29 protein-coding genes, 2 tRNA genes and 1 pseudogene are annotated in these 25,416 nt (G+C 64.8%); 29 read left to right on the top strand and 3 right to left on the bottom strand.

Features of this window, described 5'->3' with window-relative positions:
* Positions 1-9: 9 nt before the first annotated feature.
* Both OVA11_RS12880 and OVA11_RS12875 read right to left on the bottom strand, forming a co-directional pair.
* A tRNA-Asp gene (locus OVA11_RS12880) sits at positions 10-86 on the bottom strand.
* A gap of 64 nt (positions 87-150) precedes the next feature.
* A tRNA-Asp gene (locus OVA11_RS12875) sits at positions 151-227 on the bottom strand.
* A gap of 199 nt (positions 228-426) precedes the next feature.
* Here OVA11_RS12875 and OVA11_RS12870 point away from each other — a divergent pair.
* From OVA11_RS12870 to OVA11_RS12730, 29 genes and pseudogenes are all read left to right on the top strand, one after another.
* On the top strand, positions 427-804 hold the full coding sequence (locus OVA11_RS12870) for an NADH-quinone oxidoreductase subunit A (protein WP_010919822.1): 378 nt from the start codon (positions 427-429) through the stop codon (positions 802-804).
* A complete protein-coding gene (locus OVA11_RS12865; protein WP_012640371.1) occupies positions 774-1,376 on the top strand; it encodes a NuoB/complex I 20 kDa subunit family protein in 603 nt (200 codons plus the stop codon). Before OVA11_RS12870 ends, OVA11_RS12865 begins: the two co-directional genes overlap by 31 nt.
* A pseudogene (locus OVA11_RS12860) lies at positions 1,373-1,968 on the top strand (NADH-quinone oxidoreductase subunit C). The gene OVA11_RS12865 and the pseudogene OVA11_RS12860 overlap by 4 nt, the downstream one beginning before the upstream one ends.
* A gap of 21 nt (positions 1,969-1,989) precedes the next feature.
* Positions 1,990-2,385, top strand: a complete 396-nt coding sequence (locus OVA11_RS12855; RefSeq protein WP_010919819.1) for a hypothetical protein — start codon at positions 1,990-1,992, stop codon at positions 2,383-2,385.
* Positions 2,386-2,387: 2 nt separating this feature from the next.
* On the top strand, positions 2,388-3,638 hold the full coding sequence (locus OVA11_RS12850) for an NADH-quinone oxidoreductase subunit D (RefSeq protein WP_268067746.1): 1,251 nt from the start codon (positions 2,388-2,390) through the stop codon (positions 3,636-3,638).
* On the top strand, positions 3,635-3,967 hold the full coding sequence (locus OVA11_RS12845; RefSeq protein ID WP_062093376.1) for a nuclear transport factor 2 family protein: 333 nt from the start codon (positions 3,635-3,637) through the stop codon (positions 3,965-3,967). The genes OVA11_RS12850 and OVA11_RS12845 overlap by 4 nt, the downstream gene beginning before the upstream one ends.
* Entirely contained in the window at positions 3,964-4,650 is a 687-nt protein-coding gene (nuoE, locus tag OVA11_RS12840; protein ID WP_268067745.1) for an NADH-quinone oxidoreductase subunit NuoE, read from the top strand. The genes OVA11_RS12845 and nuoE overlap by 4 nt, the downstream gene beginning before the upstream one ends.
* A 1-nt stretch (position 4,651) precedes the next feature.
* On the top strand, positions 4,652-4,876 hold the full coding sequence (locus tag OVA11_RS12835; RefSeq protein ID WP_268067744.1) for a hypothetical protein: 225 nt from the start codon (positions 4,652-4,654) through the stop codon (positions 4,874-4,876).
* Positions 4,873-5,139, top strand: a complete 267-nt coding sequence (locus OVA11_RS12830) for a hypothetical protein (protein WP_268067743.1) — start codon at positions 4,873-4,875, stop codon at positions 5,137-5,139. Before OVA11_RS12835 ends, OVA11_RS12830 begins: the two co-directional genes overlap by 4 nt.
* Before the next feature lie 3 nt (positions 5,140-5,142).
* A complete protein-coding gene (gene nuoF, locus OVA11_RS12825) occupies positions 5,143-6,462 on the top strand; it encodes an NADH-quinone oxidoreductase subunit NuoF (RefSeq protein ID WP_096033407.1) in 1,320 nt (439 codons plus the stop codon).
* Between the two features lie 5 nt (positions 6,463-6,467).
* Positions 6,468-8,528, top strand: coding sequence for an NADH-quinone oxidoreductase subunit NuoG (nuoG, locus tag OVA11_RS12820; RefSeq protein WP_268067742.1), 2,061 nt, complete (start codon positions 6,468-6,470; stop codon positions 8,526-8,528).
* A 4-nt stretch (positions 8,529-8,532) separates the two neighbouring features.
* A complete protein-coding gene (nuoH, locus tag OVA11_RS12815) occupies positions 8,533-9,603 on the top strand; it encodes an NADH-quinone oxidoreductase subunit NuoH (RefSeq protein ID WP_268067741.1) in 1,071 nt (356 codons plus the stop codon).
* On the top strand, positions 9,603-9,842 hold the full coding sequence (locus tag OVA11_RS12810; RefSeq protein WP_268067740.1) for a hypothetical protein: 240 nt from the start codon (positions 9,603-9,605) through the stop codon (positions 9,840-9,842). The genes nuoH and OVA11_RS12810 overlap by 1 nt, the downstream gene beginning before the upstream one ends.
* Positions 9,839-10,063 carry a hypothetical protein gene (locus tag OVA11_RS12805; RefSeq protein WP_268067739.1) on the top strand — a complete coding sequence of 75 codons (225 nt, stop codon included), beginning with the start codon at positions 9,839-9,841 and terminating at the stop codon, positions 10,061-10,063. Before OVA11_RS12810 ends, OVA11_RS12805 begins: the two co-directional genes overlap by 4 nt.
* A 10-nt stretch (positions 10,064-10,073) precedes the next feature.
* Positions 10,074-10,565 (top strand): NADH-quinone oxidoreductase subunit NuoI, encoded by a 492-nt coding sequence (gene nuoI / locus OVA11_RS12800; protein WP_010919808.1) that lies wholly within the window; start codon positions 10,074-10,076, stop codon positions 10,563-10,565.
* 82 nt (positions 10,566-10,647) lie between these two features.
* On the top strand, positions 10,648-11,265 hold the full coding sequence (locus tag OVA11_RS12795) for an NADH-quinone oxidoreductase subunit J (RefSeq protein ID WP_268067738.1): 618 nt from the start codon (positions 10,648-10,650) through the stop codon (positions 11,263-11,265).
* Positions 11,262-11,567, top strand: coding sequence for an NADH-quinone oxidoreductase subunit NuoK (gene nuoK / locus OVA11_RS12790; protein ID WP_010919806.1), 306 nt, complete (start codon positions 11,262-11,264; stop codon positions 11,565-11,567). The genes OVA11_RS12795 and nuoK overlap by 4 nt, the downstream gene beginning before the upstream one ends.
* Before the next feature lie 8 nt (positions 11,568-11,575).
* Positions 11,576-13,642, top strand: coding sequence for an NADH-quinone oxidoreductase subunit L (nuoL, locus tag OVA11_RS12785; RefSeq protein WP_268067737.1), 2,067 nt, complete (start codon positions 11,576-11,578; stop codon positions 13,640-13,642).
* Positions 13,639-15,141 carry an NADH-quinone oxidoreductase subunit M gene (locus OVA11_RS12780; protein ID WP_268067736.1) on the top strand — a complete coding sequence of 501 codons (1,503 nt, stop codon included), beginning with the start codon at positions 13,639-13,641 and terminating at the stop codon, positions 15,139-15,141. Before nuoL ends, OVA11_RS12780 begins: the two co-directional genes overlap by 4 nt.
* Positions 15,134-16,594 carry an NADH-quinone oxidoreductase subunit NuoN gene (gene nuoN / locus OVA11_RS12775; RefSeq protein WP_268067735.1) on the top strand — a complete coding sequence of 487 codons (1,461 nt, stop codon included), beginning with the start codon at positions 15,134-15,136 and terminating at the stop codon, positions 16,592-16,594. Before OVA11_RS12780 ends, nuoN begins: the two co-directional genes overlap by 8 nt.
* 1 nt (position 16,595) lies before the next feature.
* The gene (locus OVA11_RS12770; RefSeq protein ID WP_268067734.1) at positions 16,596-17,348 is read left to right on the top strand and encodes a biotin--[acetyl-CoA-carboxylase] ligase; all 753 of its coding nucleotides are present in this window, start codon (positions 16,596-16,598) and stop codon (positions 17,346-17,348) included.
* Positions 17,345-18,130, top strand: a complete 786-nt coding sequence (locus OVA11_RS12765; RefSeq protein WP_268067733.1) for a type III pantothenate kinase — start codon at positions 17,345-17,347, stop codon at positions 18,128-18,130. The genes OVA11_RS12770 and OVA11_RS12765 overlap by 4 nt, the downstream gene beginning before the upstream one ends.
* The gene (locus OVA11_RS12760) at positions 18,130-19,809 is read left to right on the top strand and encodes a ribonuclease J (protein WP_268067732.1); all 1,680 of its coding nucleotides are present in this window, start codon (positions 18,130-18,132) and stop codon (positions 19,807-19,809) included. The genes OVA11_RS12765 and OVA11_RS12760 overlap by 1 nt, the downstream gene beginning before the upstream one ends.
* A 108-nt stretch (positions 19,810-19,917) precedes the next feature.
* Positions 19,918-20,337, top strand: a complete 420-nt coding sequence (mce, locus tag OVA11_RS12755; protein WP_010919799.1) for a methylmalonyl-CoA epimerase — start codon at positions 19,918-19,920, stop codon at positions 20,335-20,337.
* A complete protein-coding gene (locus OVA11_RS12750) occupies positions 20,337-20,597 on the top strand; it encodes a DUF1467 family protein (protein WP_268067731.1) in 261 nt (86 codons plus the stop codon). Before mce ends, OVA11_RS12750 begins: the two co-directional genes overlap by 1 nt.
* Before the next feature lie 18 nt (positions 20,598-20,615).
* A complete protein-coding gene (locus OVA11_RS12745; protein ID WP_268067730.1) occupies positions 20,616-21,032 on the top strand; it encodes a hypothetical protein in 417 nt (138 codons plus the stop codon).
* Positions 21,032-22,363: a proline--tRNA ligase gene (gene proS / locus OVA11_RS12740; RefSeq protein WP_268067729.1), complete on the top strand. Its 1,332-nt coding sequence runs from the start codon at positions 21,032-21,034 to the stop codon at positions 22,361-22,363. Before OVA11_RS12745 ends, proS begins: the two co-directional genes overlap by 1 nt.
* On the top strand, positions 22,363-23,643 hold the full coding sequence (locus tag OVA11_RS12735; RefSeq protein WP_268067728.1) for a lipoprotein-releasing ABC transporter permease subunit: 1,281 nt from the start codon (positions 22,363-22,365) through the stop codon (positions 23,641-23,643). The genes proS and OVA11_RS12735 overlap by 1 nt, the downstream gene beginning before the upstream one ends.
* A complete protein-coding gene (locus OVA11_RS12730) occupies positions 23,636-24,322 on the top strand; it encodes an ABC transporter ATP-binding protein (RefSeq protein ID WP_268067727.1) in 687 nt (228 codons plus the stop codon). The genes OVA11_RS12735 and OVA11_RS12730 overlap by 8 nt, the downstream gene beginning before the upstream one ends.
* A gap of 59 nt (positions 24,323-24,381) precedes the next feature.
* On the opposite strand, the gene OVA11_RS12725 is transcribed toward OVA11_RS12730, so the two are convergent.
* Entirely contained in the window at positions 24,382-25,341 is a 960-nt protein-coding gene (locus OVA11_RS12725; protein ID WP_268068971.1) for a nucleoside hydrolase, read from the bottom strand.
* Positions 25,342-25,416: the final 75 nt, after the last annotated feature.

Genomic DNA, 25,416 nt, shown 5'->3' with positions numbered 1-25,416 from the left:
GATGGACGGTGGCGCGAATGACGGGGCTCGAACCCGCGACCTCCGGCGTGACAGGCCGGCGCTCTAACCAACTGAGCTACATCCGCGTCGTGCGCCAGGGCGCGACGGTCGTCCGTGACCGAGGAGGGAAGCGTATCGCCTCTGAAAGGGTGGCGCGAATGACGGGGCTCGAACCCGCGACCTCCGGCGTGACAGGCCGGCGCTCTAACCAACTGAGCTACATCCGCATACCCCTTCGCCGAGGCGAAAGTGCGACCCGCCAATCGGCGAGGCGCGTCTGATATGTCGGGTGAAGACTCGTGTCAACGGCCATCTCGAAGAACCGACAAATCGTCTCTCGTTGCGAACGTTTCTCAATGTGCGCCGGGTGTTTGAAGCGCTCGCGACAGTGGGCTACAACCCGCTCGATTCAAGCCAAGGGCTGTCATGACCGCCTTCCTCCTCCAGTACCTGCCGATCGTGATCTTTCTCGGGATCGCGGCGGCCATCGGTATCGTCTTCCTGCTCGCCGCCGCGGTGCTCGCGCCCAAGGCGCCGGACCCGGAAAAGCTGTCCGCCTATGAGTGCGGCTTCAACGCCTTCGACGACGCGCGCATGAAGTTCGACGTCCGGTTCTATCTGGTGTCGATCCTCTTCATCATCTTCGACCTGGAAGTCGCGTTCCTGTTCCCCTGGGCGGTCACCTTGATGAAGCTGCCGCAAGACGTGGCGCAGTTCGCCTTCTGGTCCATGATGACCTTCCTGGGCGTCCTGACCGTCGGCTTCATCTATGAATGGAAGAAGGGCGCCCTCGAATGGGAGTGATCGTTCCCGGCAATTCGTCTCCGGTTCCGGCGCTGTCGGCCGGCCGCTCGACGGTCGAGGGCTATGACCCGAAGCTGCACGACCCGTTCTTTGACGGCGTTTCGCAGCAACTGGCCGACAAGGGCTTCATCACCGCCGCCGCCGACGACCTGATCACCTGGGCCCGCACCGGCTCGCTGATGTGGATGACGTTCGGCCTGGCCTGCTGCGCCGTCGAGATGATGCAGGCTTCGATGCCGCGCTACGATCTCGAGCGCTATGGCTTCGCACCGCGCGCCAGCCCGCGTCAGTCGGACGTGATGATCGTCGCCGGCACGCTGACCAACAAGATGGCCCCGGCTCTGCGCAAGGTCTACGACCAGATGCCCGAGCCGCGTTACGTGATCTCGATGGGCAGCTGCGCCAACGGTGGCGGCTACTACTATTACAGCTACAGCGTCGTGCGCGGCTGTGACCGGGTCGTGCCGGTCGACATCTATGTGCCGGGCTGCCCGCCGACCGCCGAAGCGCTCGTCTATGGCGTGTTGCAACTGCAAAAGAAGATTCGCCGGACGGGGACGATCGAGCGATGAGCGAAGCCCTGGAACTGCTTGGTCAGGACATCGTCGCCCGTGCGCCGGGCGTCCTGGGACATTCTGTCGCATTCGGTGAGCTGACCATCGTCGCGCGCGCGCGGCTTCGGTCATCGACACCCTGACCTTCCTGCGTGGCGACGCGGCCTGCCGCTTCCACCAGTTGATCGACCTTACCGGCGTCGACTATCCCGAACGCGCCGCGCGTTTTGACGTGGTCTATCATCTGCTGTCGTTGGTGAAGAACCACCGGATCCGCCTCAAGGTCTCGACCGACGAGGACACGCCTGTTCCCAGCATCACCCCGGTGTTCCCGGTGGCGGACTGGTTCGAGCGCGAAGCGTTCGACATGTACGGCATTTTCTTCGACGGTCACCCGGACCTGCGTCGAATCCTGACCGACTATGGCTTCCACGGTCACCCGCTTCGGAAAGACTTCCCGATGACGGGCTATGTGGAAGTGCGCTACGACGATGAACTCAAGCGCGTCGTCTATGAACCTGTGAAGATTACCGAGTTCCGTGCGTTCGATTTCCTCTCGCCCTGGGAAGGCGCCAAGTATGCGCTCCCCGGTGACGAGAAGGCGCAATAGCGAGCAAGGGGATGCCGACTCATGGGTTTGCGACGGCCTTCGTTCCGTTCCGCCACAGCGTTCTTCTTGGTCGCCTTTTCGACCGCGTTTCTGATGACCATCGGAATGCGGCTGACCGGGTGGTTCACGAAGGCGCCGACGATCTCGGCGGATCAGAACAAGTCCCTGGGCGTCGCGATCATGATCTCGGTCATCACGCTGGCGATCGGGGCCAGTATCCGGCGGATGGAAGTGGCCGAGCTGCGCAGCGCGCTGCTGGGGGCCGCCTCGGTCTTGCTGGCCTTGCCATTGTCTCAGGCCGCGATTTCCCAAAGCTGGGACGTCGCGACCACCATCATAACCTTGCTGGGCGTGGTCTTGCTGATTGCGGGACTGATCGTATCGCTCAGCATCGAACAGCGTAACGAAGGTCCATAGTCATGACCGGAACGCCATCGCCCGTCGCGGCGACTGAACCTGTCCGAGACGAACCCGTGGTTCCGGCCATTCCGGAGACGCCTGTTCGCAAGTTCAACATCAACTTCGGCCCGCAGCACCCGGCCGCGCACGGCGTGCTGCGTCTGGTGCTGGAGCTGGACGGCGAAATCGTCGAACGCGTCGATCCGCACATCGGCCTGCTGCATCGCGGCACCGAGAAGCTGATGGAAGCGCGGACCTACCTGCAGAACGTTCCGTACTTCGACCGCCTCGACTACGTCGCGCCGATGAACCAGGAACACGCGTTCTGCCTGGCCATCGAGAAGCTGCTCGGCGTCGAGGTGCCGATCCGCGGCCAGATCATCCGTGTGCTCTACTCGGAAATCGGCCGGATCCTGAACCACCTGCTGAACGTCACGACCCAGGCCATGGACGTCGGGGCCCTGACGCCGCCGCTCTGGGGCTTCGAGGAGCGCGAGAAGCTGATGGTGTTCTACGAGCGCGCTTGCGGCGCTCGCCTGCACTCCAACTACTTCCGTCCGGGCGGCGTCCACCAGGACCTGCCGCCGGAGTTGGTCGAGGACATCGACACCTGGGCCAAGGCCTTCCCGAAGATCTGCGACGACATCGAAGGCCTGATCACCGACAACCGCATCTTCAAACAGCGCAACGTCGATATCGGCGTGGTCAGCAAGGAAGAGGCGATCAGCTGGGGCTTCTCGGGCGTGATGGTGCGCGGTTCAGGCATCGCCTGGGATCTGCGCCGCAGCCAGCCCTACGAAAATTACAACGACTTCGAGTTCGACATCCCGCTGGGCAAGAACGGCGACTGCTACGATCGCTATCTCTGCCGCATGCAGGAGATGCGCGAGTCGACCAAGATCATCCGCCAGGCCTGCGAGATGCTTCGCAAGACGCATGGCCCGGTCCTGTCGGAAGACAACAAGGTCTCGCCCCCGCGTCGCGCCGAGATGAAGCGCTCGATGGAAGCGCTGATCCACCACTTCAAGCTCTACACCGAGGGCTTCAAGACGCCGGAAGGCGAGGTCTACGCCTGTGTCGAGGCGCCCAAGGGCGAGTTTGGCGTGTTCGTGGTCTCGGACGGGACGAACAAGCCCTATCGCTGCAAAATCCGCGCGCCGGGCTTCCCGCACCTGGCGGCGATGGACTGGCTGAACCGCGGTCACCAGCTGGCCGACGTCTCGGCCATTCTGGGCTCGCTGGACATCGTGTTCGGGGAGATCGACCGGTGAGCCTGGCCGACATCGCCCAGGCGCAGCTCGACGCCTATAACGCCCAGGATCTGGACGCCCATTGCGCCCACTTCACCGACGACGTGGTCGTTGCGGGGTTGAACGGTGAGATCGCGCGCACGGGCATCGAGGCCTATCGCGCCTTTTACGCCAAGACCTTCGCCGAGTTCCCCAAGAACCAGGCGAAGCTGCTGAACCGCATCGTGGTCGGATCCAACGTGATCGATCACGAGCATGTCGACCGCGGCAACGGCGATGCGCCGTTCCAGGTCGCCGCCATCTACACCTTCAAGGGCGACAAGATCGCCCGCGTGGATTTCGCCCGATGAGCGTTCGTCGTCTCGCTAAAGAACAGCCCGCCAGCTTCGCCTTCTCGAAGGAAAGCCAGGCCAAGGCCGATTGGTGGAAAGCCAAGTATCCCGCCGAGCGCAAGCAGTCGGCGGTGATCCCCATGCTGTGGCTGGCCCAGAAGCAGGAAGGCTGGGTGTCCGAGCCCGCGATCCAGGAGATCGCCAAGCAGCTCGAGATGCCGGTGATCCGCGTCCTGGAGGTCGCGACCTTCTACGTGATGTTCCAGCTGCAGCCGGTCGGCAAGGTCGCCTTCGTCCAGTTATGCGGCACTACGCCGTGCCAGCTCCGCGGCGCGCTCGACCTGCGCAGGGTGCTGGAAGACAAGATCGGTCCGGCCCATCACGTTTCGGACGACGGCAATTTCAGCTGGGAAGAGGTTGAGTGCCTCGGCGCCTGCTGCAACGCGCCGATGGCCGCGATCAACGACTACTACTACGAAGACCTGACGCCGGAGAGCCTGGCTCAGATCCTCGACGACTTCGCCGCCGGCAAGGCGCCGAAGCCGGGCAGCTATGAGGGCCGTGGCGCTTCGGAGCCGAAGGGCGCGATCCACACCCTGACCGATCCCAAGCTGTACGACGGTTCGTACGCCAAGAAGATCAAGATCCCGAACCTGCCCGAGAAGCCGAAAAAGGCCCCGAAGTCGGAGCCCGCCGCCTAACATGACCGCCGACGCCGCCCTCCAGAAGAAGCGCCTCACCGCGATGCTCGTCATCAACGCGGTGTGCTTCGTGCTGGCCGGCGTCTCGATCTACGGCGCGGTGTCCCTGAAGATCGACTGGCTGCGGCTGGTCTTCCTGGGCGCCATCGTCGCGGGTCTAGGCTCGCACATCTGGTTCATCCTGGGCTGGATGCGCGCGACCAAGGGGGAGGGCGCCTCGTCATGATCGACGACAGCGAGCTCAACACGCGCAAGGCGGCGTATGTCGACACCCTGCGGGGTCTGCATCGTCGCGAACGGAGCCTCGGCTTCGTGGCGTGCCTTGTGGGCGCGGTCCTGCTGGTGTGGGGTCGTGTCGTCGAAGGCGCGCCGTTCTGGGCGGTCGTGGCCGGCCTCGCCATCATTGGCGCGGGTTGGTCGCTTTTCGCCTATGTCATCATTCGTCGGACGCGCTATGTGCGCGCCCATCCATTCGATCCGCAAAGCTGAGTCATGGTCGGTATCCTCGAAGACAAGGACCGCATCTTCACGAACCTCTACGGTCTCCACGACTGGGGCCTTGAGGGCGCGAAGAAGCGCGGCTGCTGGAATGGCACCAAGGACATCCTGGACGCCGGGCGCGACTGGATCATCGAGAACATGAAGAACTCCGGCCTGCGCGGTCGGGGCGGCGCGGGTTTCTCGACGGGCCTGAAGTGGTCGTTCATGCCCAAGGAAGTGAAGGAAGGTCGTCCTCACTACCTGGTGGTCAACGCCGACGAATCCGAGCCGGGCACCTGCAAGGACCGGGAGATCATGCGGCATGACCCGCACCTCCTGATCGAGGGCTGCCTGATCGCCTCGCGCGCCATGCTGGCCCATGCCTGCTACATCTACATCCGCGGCGAGTACGTCTTCGAGCGCGAGCGCCTGGAAGCGGCGATCAAGCAGGCCTACGAGGCCAAGCTCGTCGGCAAGAACAACGTCCACGGCTGGGACTTCGACATCTACGTCCACCACGGCGCCGGCGCCTATATTTGCGGTGAAGAGACGGCCCTCCTGGAAAGCCTGGAAGGCAAGAAGGGCCAGCCGCGCCTGAAGCCGCCGTTCCCGGCTGGCGCGGGCCTTTACGGCATGCCGACCACGGTCAACAACGTGGAATCGATCGCCGTCGCCGGTACGATCCTGCGTCGTGGCGCAGCCTGGTTCGCGGGCTTCGGCCGTCCGAACAACGCCGGCACCAAGCTCTTCTGCGTCTCGGGCCATGTGAACCTGCCCTGCAACGTCGAAGAGGCGATGAGCATCCCGTTCCGCCAGCTGGTCGAGGACCACTGCGGCGGCATCCGGGGCGGCTGGGGCAACCTGAAGGCCGTTATTCCGGGCGGCTCGTCGGTGCCGATGATCCCCGCTGAGCAGTGCGAAGACCTGCCGATGGACTTCGACGCCCTGCGGAACCTGAAGTCGGGCCTGGGCACCGCCGCTGTCATCGTCATGGACAAGGACACCGACCTTGTCCGCGCCATCGCCCGTCTGTCGTACTTCTACAAGCACGAGAGCTGCGGCCAGTGCACGCCGTGCCGCGAAGGCACCGGCTGGATGTGGCGCGTCATGGAACGCATGGTCACCGGCGAGGCCGATCCCAAAGAGATCGACACCCTGCTGGACGTCACGACCCAGGTCGAGGGTCACACCATCTGCGCCCTGGGCGACGCGGCCGCCTGGCCGATCCAGGGTCTGTTCCGCCACTTCCGCCATGAGGTGGAGGAGCGGATCGCTTCCTATCGTAGCGGTCGCCTGCACGTGCAGGGCGCCAAGCTGATCGCGGCGGAGTAACAAGAATGGCAATCGCCAAGGTCAATGGCGTCGAGGTCGAGTTCGAACCCGGCATGACGGTTCTGCAGGTGGCGGAGCTGGCCGGGGAAGAGATCCCGCGCTTCTGCTATCACGAACGGCTGTCCATCGCCGGCAACTGCCGGATGTGCCTCGTTGAGGTGAAGCCCGGCCCGCCGAAGCCGCAGGCCTCGTGCGCCCTGCCGGCCGCCGAGGGCCAGGAGATCTTCACCAAGACTCCGATGGTCAAGAAGGCCCGCGAAGGGGTGATGGAGTTCCTGCTCATCAACCACCCGCTGGACTGCCCGATCTGCGACCAGGGCGGCGAGTGCGACCTGCAGGACCAGGCGGTCGGCTACGGCCGTGACGACAGCCGCTACGAAGAGAACAAGCGCGCCGTCGAAGAAAAGTCGATGGGCCCGCTGATCAAGACAGTGATGACGCGCTGCATCCAGTGCACGCGTTGCGTCCGCTTCATCACCGAGGTCGCCGGCTCACCGGAGATCGGCCTGATCTCGCGCGGCGAAGACGTTGAAATCACGACCTATCTGGGCGCGGCGGTGACGTCCGAGCTCAGCGCCAATGTCATCGATCTTTGCCCGGTCGGCGCCCTGACCTCCAAGCCCTACGCCTTCGAAGCCCGTCCGTGGGAACTGAAGAAGACCGAGAGCGTCGACGTCATGGACGCCCTGGGCTCGTCGATCCGCGTCGACGCGCGCGGCGCGGCCGTGCTGCGCGTGCTTCCGCGCATCAATGACGACGTCAACGAAGAGTGGATCTCGGACAAGACCCGCTATGCGGTCGACGGCCTGGGCCGCCAGCGTCTTGACCGTCCGTATGTCCGCGTCGGCGGCAAGCTGAAGCCGGCGACCTGGGCCGAGGCCTTCGCGGCCATCGCCGCCAAGGTCAAGACGGCGGCGCCGGAGCGCGTTGGCGTGATCGCCGGCGACCTGCAGGACGCCGAGAGCCTGAAAGCCGCCAAGGACCTCTTCACCGCCCTGGGCGTGAAGAACCTCGACAGCCGTCAGGACGGTTCGGCCCTGGGCGCGGGTCCGCGCGAGGGCTGGCTGTTCAACTCGACGATCGCCGGCATCGAAAACGCCGATGTGGTGCTGTTCGTCGGCGCCAACCCGCGTCTTGAGGCGCCGGTGCTCAACGCCCGCTTCCGCAAGCAATGGCTGGCCGGCAAGACCCGCTTCGGCGTGATCGGCGAACAGGCCGACCTGACCTTCGGCTACGACTATCTCGGCGCCGGCGCCAAGACGCTGTCGGGCCTGGCCAAGAGCAAGAACGACTTCGTCGCGGCCCTGAAGGCCGCCGAACGTCCGGCGATCATCATCGGCCAGGGCGCGCTGGCGCGCGCCGACGGCGCGGCGGTTCTGAAGGCCGCTGCGGGCCTCGCCAAGACCGTGAAGGTCGTGCGCGAAGGCTGGAACGGCTGGAACGTGCTTCACACCGCCGCCGCCCGCGTGGCCGGCCTCGACATGGGCTTCGTCCCGGCCGAGGGCGGTCTTGCCACCGCCGACATGCTCAAGCCCGGCGCTCTGGACGTGCTGTTCCTGCTGGGCGCCGATGAGTGCGAAACCGCCGCGTCGGACGCCTTCAAGATTTACCTCGGCACTCACGGCGACAACGGCGCTCACAAGGCGGACGTGATCCTGCCGGGCGCGGCCTATACCGAGAAGAACGGCCTCTATGTGAACATGGAAGGGCGCGTCCAGATGGGCCGCCGCGCCGTGTTCCCGAAGGGCGAGGCCAAGGAAGACTGGTCGATCCTGCGGGCGCTGTCCGAGGTGCTGGGTCACAAGCTGCCTTACGACAGCCTGGACCAACTGCGCGCCAAGCTCTTCGCCGATCACCCGACCTTCGGTCAGATCGACTACGCGCCGGGCTCGGTGGCTACGGTCTTCGACGTCGGCGCCCTGGGCGGTGACGGTGAGGTTTCGGACGCGCCGTTCGAAAGCCCGATCAAGGCCTTCCACCTGACCAACCCCATCGCGCGCGCCAGCGTGACCATGGCCGAGTGCGCGGCCGTGGCCTCGGGCGCCGCCAAGATCGCGGCGGAGTAGGCCGATGCAAGCGTTCTTCGCCAACCCCGCCGTCTCCTGGACCCTGCTGACCACCGGCGGGATCCTGCTGGTCGTGATCTGGGTGCTGCTGAGCCTGGCGTTCCTGCTGCTGGCCGACCGCAAGATCTGGGCCGGCGTCCAGATGCGCAAGGGCCCGAACGTCGTGGGCCCGTTCGGCCTGCTGCAGTCCTTCGCCGACTTCTTCAAGTTCGTGCTGAAGGAGATCGTGATTCCCGCCGGCGCCGACAAGGTGGTGTTCATCCTGGCGCCGCTGATCAGCCTGATCCTGGCCTTCGTCGGCTGGGCCGTGGTGCCGTTCGCGCCGGGCTGGGTCGTCTCGAACCTCAATGTCGGCATTCTCTACCTGCTGGCGATGAGCTCGCTGGGCGTCTACGGCATCATCATGGGCGGCTGGGCTTCGAACTCGAAGTATCCGTTCCTGGGCGCCCTGCGCTCCGCGGCTCAGATGGTGTCGTACGAAGTGTCGATCGGCCTGATCATCATCACGGTGATCCTGCTGGCCGGTTCGATGAACCTGTCGACCATCGTCGAGAAGCAGACGGGCTGGATCTGGAACTGGAACGTCTTTGGCGGCGGGCTGAACAACCTCGTTCTGCTGCCGGTCATGGTCGTGGCCATGGGCATGTTCTACATCTCAGCCCTGGCCGAGACGAACCGTCCGCCCTTCGATCTGCCGGAAGCGGAGTCCGAACTCGTGGCCGGGTATCAGGTGGAGTACAGCTCGACGCCGTACCTGCTGTTCATGGTCGCCGAATATTCGAACATCGTTCTGATGTGCGCGATGATCAGCGTGCTGTTCTTCGGCGGCTGGAACCCTGGGTTCCCCACTGATTTCCTCAGCAGCTGGCACCCGTTCGCGGCCAATCTGTTCCTGGCCTTGGTGTTCTACGCCAAGATCTGTTTTTGGTTCTTCATGTTCGCCATGGCGAAGGCCATCGTGCCTCGCTACCGCTACGATCAATTGATGCGTCTGGGCTGGAAGGTGTTCCTGCCGACGTCGCTGGTGCTGGTCGCCGCGGTCGCCGCCTGGCGCGTGTTCGGTCCGGCGGCCTGATGCGTCGGGCCGCGATCCTGGCCTTGATCCTGGCCGGCGCCGCCCTGGCGGCCTGCCAGGCGGTCTCGGCGCCGGATCGGTCCTATTCCCTCGGCGAGGGCGTCGTCAGCTATGACGATCTCCGGCGCGAGGGCGACAAGTGCAAGGCTTCGGGTGGAACCATCCGAGCCAAGCAGGACGGGGGAGACCCTGTCCAGCTATCGAACTACACCTGCGTCATTCCCCGGACCGGGACATGAGGCGGGGCGTTCTGGGGATCGTGGCGATCAGCCTTCTGGCTGGGTGCTCGACCTGGGGCGAAAGCATTCCGCGGCCGCCGGAGCGGACGCTTGAGGACAAGGTCGAGGCGCGCCGCAAGGCTGACGACAAGACCAGAAAGTGCGTCCTCGAGCAAACGTTGCGGCGGCAGCAAAAAGAGCAGGGTAGGGACGTCCGTCCCCTCCCCAAGGAAAAGTGTTAGGAGAGCTCTGGTGTTCCAGCGCATCACTCAGGCGGTCAAGGGCGCGGCCCTTCTGGACTTCGCGGGCGCGTTCGGCCTGGCCATGAAGTACATGGTCGCGCCGAAGAAGACCGTGATCTATCCGAACGAGCGCAATCCGCAGTCGCCCCGTTTCCGTGGCGAGCACGCCCTGCGCCGCTATCCGTCGGGTGAGGAACGTTGCATCGCCTGCAAGCTCTGCGAGGCCATCTGCCCGGCGCAGGCGATCACCATCGAGGCCGAGCCGCGCGAAGACGGCAGCCGCCGCACGACCCGCTACGACATCGACATGGTCAAGTGCATCTACTGCGGCCTGTGCCAGGAGGCCTGCCCGGTGGACGCGATCGTCGAGGGACCGAACACCGAGTTCGCGACCGAGACCCGCGAAGAGCTCTATTACGACAAGGAACGCCTTCTCGATAACGGCGACCGTTGGGAACGCCTGATCGCGAAGAATCTGGAGTTGGACGCGCCCTACCGCTAAAGACGGGGCCGAATCCGGGGTAGGCGGTGCGTCACGCGGCGCGCCGTTGTTGGACTTAAGATTTCAGGGGAGCCCAGGGCCAATGCCCGTGCAGGCGATCGCATTTTATCTACTGGCTTTCGTGACCATAGCGGCGGGTCTCCTCGTCGTGTCGGCGCGCAACCCGGTGCACTCGGTGCTCTTCCTGATCACCGCCTTCTTCTCGGCCGCCGGCCTCTTCGTCCTGCTGGGCGCGGAGTTCCTGGCGATGCTTCTGGTCGTCGTCTATGTCGGCGCGGTCGCGGTGCTCTTCCTCTTCGTCGTCATGATGCTGGACGTGGACTTCGCCGAGCTTCGGCAAGGCTTCGTGCAGTATCTGCCGTTCGGCGGCCTGATCGCCCTGGTGATCGCCATCGAGATGGTGATGGTCGTCGCAGCCGTGGCCACGAACGGCGCCGCCGCCAAGAACTCCCTGCCGAACGCTTCGCCGGGCGGCGTGCCCAACACCGAAGCGATCGGTCGCGTGCTCTACACCGACTATGTCTTCTTCTTCCAACTGGCGGGCCTGGTGCTGCTGGTCGCCATGATCGGCGCCATCGTCCTGACCCTGCGCCACAAGCCGGGCGTCAAGCGCCAGGACATCGGCAAGCAGGTCGCCCGTACGCCCAAGACCGGCATGGAGCTGGTTCAGATCAAGCCGGGTGAGGGGATCTCCGAATGATCGGCCTGCCGCATTATCTCGTCGTCGCCGCGATCCTGTTCACGATCGGCGTCTTCGGCATCTTCGTGAACCGCAAGAACGTCATCGTCATCCTGATGTCGATCGAACTGATCCTTCTGGCGGTGAACATCAACCTCGTGGCGTTCTCGGCCTATCTGCACGACGTGGCGGGCCAGATCTTCGCGATGTTCGTCCTGACCGTCGCCGCCGCCGAGGCGGCCGTGGGTCTGGCGATCCTCGTCACCTTCTTCCGCAACCGCGGCGATATCGCGGTTGACGACGCCAGCATGATGAAGGGCTAAGCGACGTCATGCAGACGCTTGTCACCATTCTCGTTTTCGCGCCGATCATCGCAGCGGCGATCGCCGGCCTGTTCGGCCGTCGCATCGGCAACGTGGCCTCGCAGTCGGTCACGACCGGCGCGCTGATCCTTTCGTGCGCCCTGTCCTGGTACACGTTCAGCCAGTGGACCTGGGGGCACATGGAAGCCTTCACGGTCCAACTGCTGCCGTTCATCCATATCGGCGACTTCCAGGCCAACTGGTCGATCCGGATCGACGCCCTCTCGGCGACCATGCTGATCGTGGTCACGACGGTCTCGGCCCTCGTGCACATCTACTCCTGGGGCTACATGGCCGAGGACGACAGCAAGCCGCGCTTCTTCGCGTACCTGTCGCTGTTCACCTTCGCCATGCTGTCGCTGGTCACGGCCGCCGACTTCATGCAGCTGTTCTTCGGTTGGGAAGGCGTGGGCCTGGCCTCGTATCTGCTGATCGGCTTTTGGTTCAAGAAGCCCTCGGCCAGCGCCGCCGCCATCAAGGCCTTTGTCGTCAACCGCGTCGGCGACTTCGGTTTCGCCCTCGGGATCATGACCACCTACTGGGCGTTCGGCACCATCGAATTCGCTGAACTGTTCCCGCTGATCCAGGCCAGCGCCGGCAAGACCTGGGAATTCGCCGGTCACCTGTGGCCACTGATGGATATCGCCTGCTTCCTGCTGTTCATCGGCGCGATGGGCAAGTCGGCGCAGTTCTTCCTGCACACCTGGCTGCCGGACGCCATGGAAGGCCCGACCCCGGTGTCGGCCCTCATCCACGCGGCCACCATGGTGACCGCCGGCGTCTATATGCTGTGCCTGCTGTCGCCGATGTTCGAATACGCCCCCGTGGCCAAGAACATCGTCACGGTCATCGGCGCGGTGACGGCCCTGTTCGCCGCCACGGTCGGTCTGACCCAGAACGACATCAAGCGCGTCATCGCCTACTCCACCTGTTCGCAGCTGGGCTACATGTTCTTCGCGGCCGGTATCGGCGCCTATCAGGCGGCCATGTTCCACCTGTTCACGCACGCCTTCTTCAAGGCCCTGCTGTTCCTGGGCGCCGGTTCGGTGATCCACGGCATGCACCACGAGCAGGACATGCGTCGCTACGGCGCTCTGGCCAAGTTGCTGCCGGTGACCTTCATCGCCATGACGATCGGCACGATCGCCATCACGGGCCTCGGCTTCCCGCCGCTGCACCTGGGCTTCGCCGGCTTCTACTCGAAGGACACCATCATCGAGGCGGCGTTCGCCGCGGGCGGCCACAACGCGCTCGCCATGTTCGCCTGGGTGATCGGCGTGCTCGTCGCGGGCCTGACCTCGTTCTATTCGTGGCGCCTGGCGTTCTTCACCTTCAACGGCACGGCGCGCTGGGGTCATGACGCCCATGGTCACGACGATCACGCCCATGCGGCGCACGGTCACGACGACCATGCCCACGGCCACGACGATCATGCTCATGACGACCACGGGCATGGTCACGACCACAAGCCGCACGAGAGCCCTTGGGTGATGCTGTTCCCGCTGGTCGTGCTGTCGATCGGCGCTGTCGCCGCCGGCTTCGTCTTTGTCGGCCACTTCGTGGGTCACCATCAGGAAGAGTTCTGGCGCGGCGCGATCTACACCGCCCCGACCAACCACGTGCTGCATGACGCGCACGAGGTGGCCATGTGGGTGAAGTGGAGCCCGCTGATCGCCTCGCTGATCGGCCTGCTGATCGCGGTCTATGTCTACCTGATCAAGGGCAATGAGCGCCTGGGCCTGAAGCTGGCCGAGCGCAAGGGCCCGCTGTACGTCTTCTTCTACAACAAGTGGTTCTTCGACGAACTCTACGAGGCGACCTTCGTGCGCTTCGCCAAGTTCCTGGGCGACCTGTTCTGGAAGGGCGGCGACCAGAAGATCATCGACGGCCTGGGCCCCGATGGCGTGAGCGCGGTCTCGTATGAGGTCGGCAAGCGCACCGGCAAGCTGCAGACCGGCTATCTCTACCACTACGCGTTTGTCATGCTGCTCGGCGTCGCCGGCCTGCTGACCTTCGCCCTGTACGCATTCCGTTGAGGGGGACGGAGCTCATGAGCGGCCTTCTCAGCCTTACGACCTTCGCGCCCCTGGCCGGCGTCGCGGTGATCCTCGCCGCGCGCGCCCTGCATGGCGCCGGAGAAAAGACCGACACCCTGGCCAAGTGGATCGCGCTCGTGACCACCCTGGTCACGTTTGGCCTGTCGATCCTTCTCACCGTCCAGTTCGACCCCAAGAACCCCGGCTTCCAGTTCGTGGAAGACATCGCTTGGTTCGCGGGCCTGCACTACCGCATGGGCGTGGACGGCATCTCGGTGCTGTTCGTCCTGCTGACCGCGTTCCTGCTGCCGATCTGTATCGTGGCCAGCTGGAAGTCGGTCGAGAAGCGCGTTGTCGAATACCTGATCGCCTTCCTCGTGCTCGAGACCCTGGTGATCGGCGTCTTCTGCGCGCTGGACATCGTGCTGTTCTACCTCTTCTTCGAGGGCGGCCTGGTTCCGATGTTCCTGATCATCGGCATCTGGGGCGGCAAGCGCCGGGTCTACGCGGCCTACAAGTTCTTCCTCTACACCCTGCTCGGCTCGGTGCTGATGCTGGCTGCGATCCTCGCGATGATCGGCATTTCGGGCACCTCGTCGATCCCCGAGTTGATGACCTTCAAGTTCGCCCCGTGGCTGCAGACCTGGCTCTGGCTGGCCTTCTTCGCCTCGTTCGCGGTGAAGATGCCGATGTGGCCGGTCCACACCTGGCTGCCCGACGCTCACGTCGAGGCGCCGACGGCCGGCTCGGTCATCCTGGCGGGCATCCTGCTGAAGATGGGCGGCTACGGCTTCATGCGCTTCAGCCTGCCGATGTTCCCGCACGCTTCGGAGATGTTCCAGCCGCTGGTGTTCGCGATGTCGGCGATCGCTATCGTCTACACCTCGCTGGTCGCCTTCCGTCAGACCGACATCAAGAAGCTGATCGCCTATTCGTCGGTCGCCCACATGGGCTTTGTGACCATGGGCATCTTCTCGGGCAATGCGGCGGGCGAGCAGGGCGCTCTGTTCCAGATGCTGAGCCACGGGATTATCTCGGGGGCGCTCTTCCTCTGCGTCGGCGTGGTCTACGACCGCATGCACACTCGCGAGATCGCCTTCTATGGCGGTCTCACCAACAGGATGCCGATGTATGCGGCGGTGTTCATGCTGTTCACCATGGGCAATGTCGGCCTGCCGGGCACCTCGGGCTTTGTCGGTGAAATCCTGACGATGACCGGTGTCTACAAGGCCTCGACCTGGACGGCGATCGTCTCGGCCCTGGGTGTGATCCTGTCGGCCATGTACGCCCTGACCCTGTATCGCCGCGTGATGTTTGGCGAGATCACCAACCCGCAACTGGCCACGATCACCGATCTGGACAAGCGCGAGATCCTGATCTTCGCCCCGCTGATCGTTTCGACCCTGGTGCTGGGTGTTTATCCCAATCTCGTGTTCAACCTGACCGCGACGTCTGTCGACGCGCTCGTCGGCGCCTGGCGCGCCGCCGTGGGTGGGTGAGGAGCCAATGACCTTTTCCGCCAACTTCTCGCTCGTGCTGCCTGAGGTCGTTCTCGCGATCGCGGCGCTGGTCCTGCTGGTCGCCGGCGCCTTCCGAGGCAAGGTCGGGGCCATCTTCACGCTGGCGGCCGTCGCGTCGCTGATCGCCGCCGCCGCCACGGCGGTGCTGGGACCCAAGGGCGTTGCTTTCGGCGGCGTCTACGTCGCCGACGCGGCCGCGACCTACGCCAAGGTGGCCATCTATCTGTCGAGCGCCGTGGCCGTCGTCCTTGGTGACCGCTGGCTGGCTCAGCGCGGCGACCAGAAGTTCGAGTACGCCGTCCTGGTGATCCTGGCCGCGCTTGGCATGGGCGTCACCGCCTCGGCCGGCGACCTGATCAGCCTTTACATCGGTGTCGAACTGCAATCGCTGGCCCTGTACGTCCTGGCCGCCATGCGCCGTGACGACGCCAAGTCCTCGGAAGCGGGCCTGAAGTACTTTGTGCTGGGCGCGCTGTCGTCGGGCCTGCTGCTGTACGGCAGCTCGCTGATCTACGGCTTCACCGGCTCGACCCACTTCAGCCAGATCGCCCTGGCGGCCGCACACGGCGGTTCGCATGGCGTGGGCCTGCTGTTTGGCCTGGTGTTCGTGATCTGCGGTCTGGCGTTCAAGGTTTCGGCCGCGCCTTTCCACATGTGGACGCCGGACGTCTATGAAGGCGCGCCGACGCCGGTGGTCGGCTTCTTCGCCGCCGCCCCGAAGCTGGCCGCCATGATGATGTTCGCCCGCGTTCTGGGCGACGCCTTCCCGGCGTCCGAGGAGCAATGGCGTCAGATCCTGGTGATCGCGGCTCTGCTGTCGGTGTTCGTGGGCGCCTTCGCGGGTCTCGCGCAGAGCAACCTCAAGCGCCTGTGGGCCTATTCGTCGATCGCCAATGTCGGCTACGCGCTGCTGGGCGTCGCCGCAGGCGGCGAGGTCGGCCTGCAGTCTATGCTGATCTTCATGACGCTCTACATGGTGGACGTCACCGGCTTCTTCGCCTGCCTGCAGGCGCTGAACCGCGACGGCAAGCCGATGGAGACGATCCAGGATATGGCCGGCCTCGTAAAGCAGCGTCCCGGCATCGCCCTGGCCATGACCGCCTTTTCGCTGTCGGCCCTGGGCCTGCCGCCGTTCTCGGGCTTCTGGGCGAAGTACTTCGTCTTTAAGGCCGCCATGGGCTCCGGCGATGTGATGCTGCAGTGGGCCGCCGTGATCGGTCTGGTCGGCTCTGTGGTCGCGGCCTTCTATTACCTGCGCCTGATCAAGGCGATGTGGTTCGACGACGCCGCAGGCGCCGTCGACGCTCCGTCGCCCTCGGCCCGGGCCGTGGGCTTCGCCGCCGCGATCTTCTCGTTCCCGATCGTGCTTGTGGCCCTGGCCTGGCTGGAACCAGCCGCCAAGGCCGCCGCCGCCGCCTTTGGTCACGCGTGACGTGACGGGCGTTTCGCCCGTCACTGTCCCCCCGATCGTCGTTCTCGACGAGATCGACTCGACCAACGCCGAGGCCCGTCGCCGGGCCGAGGCCGGCGCGGTGGAGCCCCTGTGGCTCGTGGGCCTTCGCCAGACAGCTGGGCGGGGACGTCGCGGGCGGGCCTGGGAAACCGGCGAGGGCAACCTCGCCGCCACCCTGTTGTTTCGCACTGAGCGGCCGCCCGCTGAGGCGGCGCAGGTGTCTTTCGTCGCCGCTTTGGCTGTGGCCGACCTGCTGGCGCGTTATGTCCCCACTCACCTGATCAGCCTGAAGTGGCCGAATGACCCTCTGCTGGGGGGATTGAAGGTCAGCGGTATCCTCGTTGAGTCCGGCGCCTCGCCATTCGGCGGGCTGTGGCTGGCGGTCGGGATCGGCGTTAACCTGAAGCGCAAGCCGATCGACGCCGAGCGCCCGGCCACGGCGATCGCAACCTATCTGGAGGCGCCGCCATCGCCGCAGGAGGCCGCTGAGGTTCTGGCGGAGGCCTTCGAGCGCTGGCTCCGCACCTGGGACGTCCTCGGTTTTCCCGCCATCGCCGACGCCTGGACCGCGCGCGCCCATGGGTTGGGCGAGCCTTGCGTCGCTCGTCTTGGCCATGAGACCGTCGAAGGGATCGCTGAAGCTCTCGACGCCGATGGCGCGCTCCGTCTGCGCCTGGCCGATGGAAGTCTTCGCCGGATCACGGCCGGCGACGTGTTTTTTGGAGGCGCTTGATGCTGCTGGCCATTGAGCAGGGCAACACCAACACCATGTTCGCCATTCACGATGGCGCATCGTGGGTCGCGCAGTGGCGGTCAGCGACCGAGAGTACGCGCACGGCCGACGAGTACGTTGTCTGGCTTTCGCAACTGCTGTCGATGCAGGGGCTGGGCTTCCGGGCGATCGACGCTGTGATCATTTCCAGCGTCGTGCCGCAGTCGATCTTCAATCTGCGCAACCTGAGCCGCCGCTACTTCAACGTCGAGCCTCTGGTCATCGGTGAGAACGCCAAGCTGGGTATTGATGTCCGCATCGAGAAACCCTCCGAGGCCGGCGCCGACCGCCTGGTCAACGCCATTGGCGCGGCGATGGTCTATCCGGGGCCGCTGGTCGTGATCGACAGCGGCACCGCGACGACGTTCGACATCGTGGCCGCCGACGGCGCCTTCGAGGGCGGGATCATCGCGCCCGGTATCAACCTTTCGATGCAGGCTCTGCACGAGGCGGCGGCGAAGCTGCCGCGCATCGCCATCCAGCGTCCCGCCGGTAACAGGATCGTGGGCACCGATACCGTCTCGGCGATGCAATCCGGTGTCTTCTGGGGGTATATCTCCCTGATCGAGGGTCTCGTCTCGCGCATCAAGGCTGAGCGCGGCGAGCCCATGACCGTCATCGCCACGGGCGGCGTCGCCTCGCTGTTCGAGGGCGCGACCGACAGCATAGACCACTTCGACTCTGATCTGACGATCCGGGGTCTTCTCGAAATCTACCGCCGAAACACCATCGCCGAGTCCTGATGAAAAAGTCCAAGAACGACGAGTTCGTCTTCCTGCCGCTGGGCGGGTCGAACGAGATCGGCATGAACTTCAATCTGTATGGCTTCGGGCCGGCGCATGATCGCAAGTGGATCGTGGTCGATCTGGGCGTGACGTTTGGCGACCAGACGACCCCGGGCGTCGAGATCATCCTGCCCGACCCGAGCTATATCGAGCCCTATGCCGACGATATTCTTGGCATCGTGCTGACCCACGCGCACGAGGATCACCTGGGCGCCGTCCACTGGCTGTGGCCGCGTCTGAAGGCGCCGGTGTTCGCTACGCCCTTCACCGCCTTCCTGCTTCGCGAGAAGCTGCGCGACGCGGATCTTCTGGGCGAGGTGCCGATTACCGAGGTGCCGCTGGGCGGCAGCTTCAAGCTTGGTCCGTTCGAGCTGGAACTGATCACCCTGACCCATTCGATCCCGGAACCGAATGGTCTGGCGATCAAGACGCCTCTGGGCACGGTTCTGCACACGGGCGACTGGAAGATCGATCCCGAACCGCAACTGGGCGCGCCGACCGACGAGGCCGCCATACGCCGTCTCGGTGACGAGGGCGTGCTGGCCATGGTTTGCGACAGCACCAATGTCTTCCAGGAGGGCTCCGCCGGCTCCGAGGCCGACGTCCGCACGGCCCTTGGCGACCTGATCAAGAGCCTGAACGGCAAGATCGCCGTAGCCTGTTTCGCATCCAACGTTGCGCGCATGGACACTGTGATCCGCGCGGCCCAGGCTTGCGGCCGCAAGGTTAGCCTCGCTGGCCGCTCGATGCACCGGATGGCGGCCGCCGCCCGATCCGTCGGCCTGCTGGAGGGCTTGGAGCCGTTCATCAACGACGACCAGGCCAAGCATCTGCCGGAGAACGAGGTCCTCTATCTCTGCACCGGCAGCCAGGGCGAGGCGCGCGCCGCCCTGTCGCGCATCGCCGACGGCAGCCATCCGCATGTGAAGATGGGCTCGGGCGATCACGTGATCTTCAGTTCGCGGGTGATCCCGGGCAACGAGATCCCGATCCGTAACCTGCAGAACAAGCTGGCTGACCGCGGCGTTCGACTGCACACCGAGCGCGATACGCCCGGCATCCACGTTTCGGGCCATCCATGCCGGGATGAACTTCGCCAGATGTACGCCTGGGTGCGGCCGCATATCGCGGTGCCGACCCACGGCGAGCGCCGCCATCTGATCGAGCATGCGGCCCTGGCCAAGGATCTTCAGGTCCCTCACGCCGTCAGCCCGCGCAACGGCGACATGGTGCTGCTGGCTCCCGGCCAGCCAGGCATCATCGACGAGGTGCCCGCCGGCCGACTCTATGTGGACGGCGGGGTGGTCACGCCCGAGAACGGCGAAGCGCTGCGTGAGCGTCGCCATGCCGCCTTCAACGGCGTGCTGGCGGTGTCGATCGTGCTCGATGGTCGCAACAAGATCGTCTCCGGACCCCAGATCCGGGGTATCGGCCTGACGGGCGATGACGAGTACACGCTGGACGATGCTCTGGACGATCTCTGCGAAGAGGCGGAGACCGCCTACAAGAAGCTGGACGGCGACGCGCGCGAGATTGACGAGACGATCGAAAGCGCGATCTCCCGCGCCGTGAAGAAGGCTGCTTTCCGGATCTGGGAGCGCAAGCCCGTCGTCGAAACCACGGTTCTTCGCATTTGATGGGAGGGGGCGGCTGCGGCGGTTCCGTGGACGCCCTATCTTTCCGCGTTGCAGCACTGGTGCTAGGCCAACAGCCAACAATCAGAACAGCAGCGGGAGTTCCTCAAGATGATCGGCAAGCTCAATCACGTTGGCGTCGCCACACCGTCCATCGATGAGTCGGTGAAGATGTACCGCGATCTGCTCGGCGCCACGTCGATCACCGACAAGTGGGCGATGCCGGAGCAGGGGGTGTGGGTCTGTTTCGTCAACCTGCCCAACAGCCAGATCGAGCTTATTGAGCCTTATGGTGAGAAGTCTCCCATCCATGGCTTCCTGGCCAAGAACCCCAAGGGCGGTCAGCACCACATCTGCTTCGAGGTGGAGAACATCTACGAAGCCCGTGACGCCCTTGTGGCCAAGGGCGCGACGGTGCTTGGCGAGCCTCGCATCGGCGCGCACGGCACACTGATCATCTTCGTCCACCCCAAAGACATGGGCGGCATGCTTGTCGAGCTCATGGAAACGCCAAAGGACGCGCATCACTGATGAGCCCTATCACTTGGTTCGCGATCTACATGACCATCTGGTGGACCGTGTTGTTCGCGGTCCTGCCGCTCGGGTCGCGCAGCTTCTTCGAGGCGGGCATCAAGCCGCCGCCGGGCGTTGATCCCGGAGCGCCGATGAATCCGAACCTGAAGCGCAAGTTCATCACCACGACCTGGCTGTCGGCTGTGGTTTTTGGCCTGTTCTTCCTGATCGTGCACTTCAAACTCATCACGCTTCCGGACCTGCCGGCCGGGGTCTGACGTGCGAATGCACAAGCCTTGGGCGTGGCGCGGGCGATTTGCCTTCAAACGCTCAAGGCTTGGGCGAATGGCCTCATTGTTAGCGCTTCCGGCGGTTGGCCGTGCCCCAACAAACGTTTGGCGGGTAGGGTGTTTTCAGGAGATCGGCCTTGCCGGTCTCGCTCTGTGGCGTCTTCCCCGACGATGACTGACAGGCCGCGCGGCGATCCGCGCGGCCTTTCTTTTGCCCGGCGCGCAGCCTTACTTCCGCCCAAAGCGCGACCGCACAAAGTGGTCGTTGGTGTCTGTCGTCGTCGCGCTTCCGGGCTTGGAGGGACGAGCTTGCTGCCCGGTCTGGATCAAAGATCTGAGCCAGGCCGGCTCTACCGCGTTGCCAAGCTGTCGGGCGAGGGGCTATCTCAGGCCCTTCTCGAATTCCCGGAGTTTCCAAGCTGATGCGCTCTTCGCGCTATTTCCTGCCGGTGCTGAAGGAAGCGCCTTCCGACGCCCAGATCGTTTCGCACCAGCTGATGCTCCGCGCCGGCATGATCCGCCAGGAAGCGGCGGGCATCTATGCCTGGCTTCCTCTGGGCCTGCGGGTCCTCAACAAGATCGAACAGATCGTCCGCGAAGAAATGGATCGGGCCGGCGCCATCGAGCTTTTGATGCCGACCATCCAGCTTGCCGATTTGTGGCGCGAGAGCGGTCGCTACGACGACTACGGCGACGAGATGCTGCGCATCACCGACCGCCACAAGCGCGAACTGCTGTTTGGTCCCACCGCCGAGGAAGTCGTCACCGACATCTTCCGCGCCTCGATCAAGAGCTACAAGGACCTCCCCAAGAACCTCTACAACATCCAGTGGAAGTTCCGGGACGAGCGTCGCCCGCGCTTTGGCGTGATGCGCGGCCGCGAGTTCTACATGAAGGACGCCTACAGCTTCGACCTCGACGCTGAGGGCGCCCGCAAGTCGTACAACCGGATGTTCGTGGCGTATCTGAACCTGTTCGCGCGGATGGGTCTGAAGGCTGTGCCGATGCGGGCGGATACGGGTCCGATCGGCGGCGACCTGTCCCACGAGTTCATCGTGTTGGCCGAAACCGGCGAAAGCGCCGTGTTCTGTCACAAGGATCTCGTGGAAATGCCGGCTCCTGGTCCCGACCTCGACTGGATCAACGGCGACCTGCAGCCGCTGGTGAACCAGCGCACGGCGCTGTACGCCGCGACCGAGGAAATGCACGACGAGGCCGCCTTCAACGCCCTGCCGGAAGGCGATCGCCTGTCGGCGCGCGGCATCGAGGTCGGCCACATCTTCTCGTTCGGTACGAAGTACTCCGAGCCGATGAAGGCCACGGTGCAAGGGCCGGACGGCCAGCAGGTCCCGGTGCAGATGGGCAGCTACGGCGTCGGCGTCTCGCGCCTGCTGGGCGCGATCATCGAGGCCAGCCATGACGAGGGCGGCATTATCTGGCCGGAAAGCGTCGCGCCGTTCGACGTCGGTATCGTCAACATGCGCCAGGGCGACGCGGCCTGCGACGCCGCCTGCGAGACGGCATACAACGCCCTCAAGGCCGCAGGCCGAGAGGTGCTCTATGACGACACCGACGCCCGCGGCGGCGCCAAGTTCGCCACCATGGACCTGATCGGTCTACCCTGGCAGTTGATCGTCGGTCCCAAGGGCATTGCCGAAGGTGTTGTCGAGATCAAGAACCGCAAGACCGGCGAGCGCCATACCGCATCGCTGGACTCCGTCCTGGACGGCCTGACCAAGAGCAAGACCGCCTGATGCCAGACGCCCGCGCCGCCGGTCCCTTCAGTCGCTGGGAGCGCTCGGTCGCTCGCCGGTATCTGTTCGCCAAGCGCAAGAACGGCGGCGTGGCTCTGATCTCGATCATCTCGTTCAGCGCGGTGATGCTGGCGGTCTTCGCCCTCATCACCGTGATGAGCGTCATGAATGGCTTCCGCGCCGAGCTTCTGGGGCGCATCCTGGGTTTCAACGGCCACCTCTACGCACAGTCGCCGCTGATCAACGGGCCCGATCGCGAGACCATCATCCGCCGCATCAAGGCCGCGCCGGGGGTCATCCAGGCCGCGCCGATGGTCGAGGCGCAGGCCATGGTCATTGGCCCCACGCAGGTGACCGGCGCCATCGTCCGGGGCGTCACGACCAGCGACCTGCGACACATGTCGCTGATTTCGGGGAACATAAAGAACGGTTCGATGGAGGGCTTCGGCCAGGGCGAGTACGGCGGCGACATCGTCCTGATCGGCGAGCGTATGGCCCAGACCCTGGGGGTGCTCCCCGGCGACCCGATCACCATCATCTCCCCGTCCGGGCCGGCCACGGCTTTCGGCAGTTCGACGCGCGAGAAGAACTACATCGTCGGCGGCGTGTTCAGCGTCGGCATGAGCCAGTTCGACGAGGCCTTCATCTACATGCCCCTCGAACAGGCCCAGCTGTTCTTCGGTCGCGACACCACGGTCGACTATGTCGAGATCAAGGTCGACGATCCGGACAAGGCCAAGGAACTCAAGCAGGCGGTGGAGATCGCCAGCGGCCCTGGCGCGCTGGTCAACGACTGGATGGACAAGAACCACAGCTACTTCACCGCGCTGCAGGTCGAGCGCAAGGTGATGCGGTTGATCCTGTTCTGCATCGTGGCGATCGCGACTCTGAACATCATCTCCAGCCTGGTCATGCTGGTGAAGAACAAGGGCAAGGACATCGCTATTCTGCGCACCATGGGCGCCAGCCAAGGCGCGGTGCTGCGGATCTTCCTGATGGCCGGCGCCTCGATCGGTGTGGCCGGCACCCTGTGCGGCCTAGCGCTGGGCGTTGTCTTCTGCGCCTACATCACGCCGATCCAGAACTTCGTGGAATGGGCGACCGGAACGTCTGTGTTCAACGCCGACGTCTACATGCTGTCCCATATCCCGGCGAAGATCGACTGGCGCGAGGTCGGCGGCATCGTCCTGGCCTCGGCGGCGATGAGCATCCTGGCCACGCTTCCGCCCGCCCTGCGCGCCTCGCGCCTCGATCCGGTGGAGGCGCTCCGCTATGAGTGATCCTGTTCTCGCGCTGCGCGGCCTGGAACGTGTCTACAAGACCGAAGCCGGAGATTTGCCCGTGCTGCGGGGCGTGGATCTGGACGTCTATCCGGGTGAGGTCGTCGGCCTGATCGGCCCGTCGGGCTCGGGCAAGTCGTCGCTGCTGCATTCGGCGGGCCTGCTGGAGCGACCCGACGCGGGTCTCGTGGCCCTTGAGGGGCGTGACTGCTCCAAGCTCTCCGAGCGGGCGCGCACGCGTATTCGCCTGGGCACCGTCGGCTTCGTTTATCAGTTCCATCACCTACTGCCGGAGTTCTCCGCACTGGAGAACGTGGCCATGCCGCTCACCATCGCCGGCAAGGGCCGCCGTGAGGCGGAGGCGCGGGCACGTGAGCTGCTGGAGAGCCTGGGTCTTGGTCATCGCCTCAACCACCAGCCGGCGCAGATGTCAGGCGGGGAGCAGCAGCGGGTCGCCATCGCCAGAGCTCTAGCCAATCGTCCGAAACTGCTGCTGGCCGACGAGCCGACCGGGAACCTGGATCCCGCGACGTCCACCGCCGTTTTCCAGGCGCTCTACCAGGTCTGCCGTGAGCAGGGCGTCGCCGCAGTGATCGCGACGCACAACATGGAGCTTGCGCGCTACATGGACCGCGTAGTGGCCCTGAAGGACGGGTATCTGGAAGTCCAGCGCGGCTAGAGCCTGTCTGGTTTAGATGGAACCATCTAAACCAGATAGACAGGCTCTAATTCATATACTTAGAGCAGGGCGGTCCGCATCGCCGTGAAGAACCCCTCGCGATTGATCGTCTTGATCACGCGGGCGTTCGGCGGGCGACGCTTGAGCGCCGGGTCAGCAATCTCGATGTCCGGCAGGATCGAGTGCGAGACGCTCAGATAGCCGCGCGTTAGCTCGCCCACCGTTTCAACGTCGACGACACAGGTTTCCGCCTCCAGGATCAGGCCCTCGTCCAGTGCGATCGCGCAGGTCAGCGCATCGGGATGCAGACTGCCGTCCAGGCCCTCGGTCTCGCGCGCGAACGCGAGCGATGCGCGGTTCACATCGGTGAAGAACCGGGCTTTCTCGGTGCCCAACGCGTCAAGCGCGTCCAGTTGCTCTGTCGTCCATAGACCGTCTTTCAATGTCAGGGTCCAGGTGGCGATGGAGAGGTTGAAGCCCGCATTGATGACGATCTTGGCGGCTTCCGGGTCAGCGTAGAAATTATACTCGGCCGCCGGGGTCACATTCCCCACGCCGTTGTCCGTGCCGCCCATCACCCACAGATGCTTCAGCGCCTTGGCGATGCGAGGTTCTCTTTGGTAGGCGAGGGCGATGTTGGTCAGCGGCGCCTGGGCGATCAGGGTGATCTCGCCGGGCGCATCCATGATCCGGCGCACCAGCTCATCGACCGCGTGGCCCTCGGCGGGGCGCTGCGAGGTCCTCGCAAAGCCGCTGTCGCTCATGCCGTCGCGGCCGAACACATAGGCGGCGTCCAGCGGCGCGCGCATCAGGGGAAACTGGGCGCCCAGATAGACCGGAACCCGGCCGGCCCGCCCGCAGCGATCCAGGGTCACCAGGGCGTTCTCAGCATGCTGCTCGAAGCCCACATTGCCGTGCGCGATGGTGATGGCCTCCACGTCAACACCCGGGCGGGTGAGGGCGAGCATCAGGGAGAGAACGTCGTCTCCCGCCGTGTCGGTGTCGATGATCAGGCGCATGGCGTTGATCTGGCCGACTCCCGGCGGCTTGGCCACCCGTTTCGAGGCTTGCGCGGGACAGACCAGGGCTCCGCG

The organism is Caulobacter sp. SL161, assembly GCF_026672375.1.
Lineage (GTDB): Bacteria > Pseudomonadota > Alphaproteobacteria > Caulobacterales > Caulobacteraceae > Caulobacter.
Note: the sequence above shows the minus strand (reverse complement) of the source record. Positions and strands in the feature narration are given on the sequence as shown.

What these genes read in the sequence shown, in the direction of transcription:
- OVA11_RS12835 (WP_268067744.1), top strand. Translation starts at nt 4,652, where the DNA reads ATGACCGCCGACGCCGCCCTCCAGAAGAAGCGCCTCACCGCGATGCTC.
- OVA11_RS12865 (WP_012640371.1), top strand. Translation starts at nt 774, where the DNA reads ATGGAAGAAGGGCGCCCTCGAATGGGAGTGATCGTTCCCGGCAATTCG.
- OVA11_RS12870 (WP_010919822.1), top strand. Translation starts at nt 427, where the DNA reads ATGACCGCCTTCCTCCTCCAGTACCTGCCGATCGTGATCTTTCTCGGG.
- mce (WP_010919799.1), top strand. Translation starts at nt 19,918, where the DNA reads ATGATCGGCAAGCTCAATCACGTTGGCGTCGCCACACCGTCCATCGAT.
- nuoG (WP_268067742.1), top strand. Translation starts at nt 6,468, where the DNA reads ATGGCAATCGCCAAGGTCAATGGCGTCGAGGTCGAGTTCGAACCCGGC.
- nuoL (WP_268067737.1), top strand. Translation starts at nt 11,576, where the DNA reads ATGCAGACGCTTGTCACCATTCTCGTTTTCGCGCCGATCATCGCAGCG.
- OVA11_RS12730 (WP_268067727.1), top strand. Translation starts at nt 23,636, where the DNA reads ATGAGTGATCCTGTTCTCGCGCTGCGCGGCCTGGAACGTGTCTACAAG.
- proS (WP_268067729.1), top strand. Translation starts at nt 21,032, where the DNA reads ATGCGCTCTTCGCGCTATTTCCTGCCGGTGCTGAAGGAAGCGCCTTCC.
- nuoE (WP_268067745.1), top strand. Translation starts at nt 3,964, where the DNA reads ATGAGCGTTCGTCGTCTCGCTAAAGAACAGCCCGCCAGCTTCGCCTTC.
- OVA11_RS12795 (WP_268067738.1), top strand. Translation starts at nt 10,648, where the DNA reads ATGCCCGTGCAGGCGATCGCATTTTATCTACTGGCTTTCGTGACCATA.
- OVA11_RS12855 (WP_010919819.1), top strand. Translation starts at nt 1,990, where the DNA reads ATGGGTTTGCGACGGCCTTCGTTCCGTTCCGCCACAGCGTTCTTCTTG.
- OVA11_RS12750 (WP_268067731.1), top strand. Translation starts at nt 20,337, where the DNA reads ATGAGCCCTATCACTTGGTTCGCGATCTACATGACCATCTGGTGGACC.
- OVA11_RS12810 (WP_268067740.1), top strand. Translation starts at nt 9,603, where the DNA reads ATGCGTCGGGCCGCGATCCTGGCCTTGATCCTGGCCGGCGCCGCCCTG.
- OVA11_RS12725 (WP_268068971.1), bottom strand. Translation starts at nt 25,341, where the DNA reads ATGCGCCTGATCATCGACACCGACACGGCGGGAGACGACGTTCTCTCC.
- nuoK (WP_010919806.1), top strand. Translation starts at nt 11,262, where the DNA reads ATGATCGGCCTGCCGCATTATCTCGTCGTCGCCGCGATCCTGTTCACG.
- OVA11_RS12760 (WP_268067732.1), top strand. Translation starts at nt 18,130, where the DNA reads ATGAAAAAGTCCAAGAACGACGAGTTCGTCTTCCTGCCGCTGGGCGGG.
- nuoH (WP_268067741.1), top strand. Translation starts at nt 8,533, where the DNA reads ATGCAAGCGTTCTTCGCCAACCCCGCCGTCTCCTGGACCCTGCTGACC.
- OVA11_RS12830 (WP_268067743.1), top strand. Translation starts at nt 4,873, where the DNA reads ATGATCGACGACAGCGAGCTCAACACGCGCAAGGCGGCGTATGTCGAC.
- OVA11_RS12735 (WP_268067728.1), top strand. Translation starts at nt 22,363, where the DNA reads ATGCCAGACGCCCGCGCCGCCGGTCCCTTCAGTCGCTGGGAGCGCTCG.
- nuoF (WP_096033407.1), top strand. Translation starts at nt 5,143, where the DNA reads ATGGTCGGTATCCTCGAAGACAAGGACCGCATCTTCACGAACCTCTAC.
- OVA11_RS12805 (WP_268067739.1), top strand. Translation starts at nt 9,839, where the DNA reads ATGAGGCGGGGCGTTCTGGGGATCGTGGCGATCAGCCTTCTGGCTGGG.
- OVA11_RS12850 (WP_268067746.1), top strand. Translation starts at nt 2,388, where the DNA reads ATGACCGGAACGCCATCGCCCGTCGCGGCGACTGAACCTGTCCGAGAC.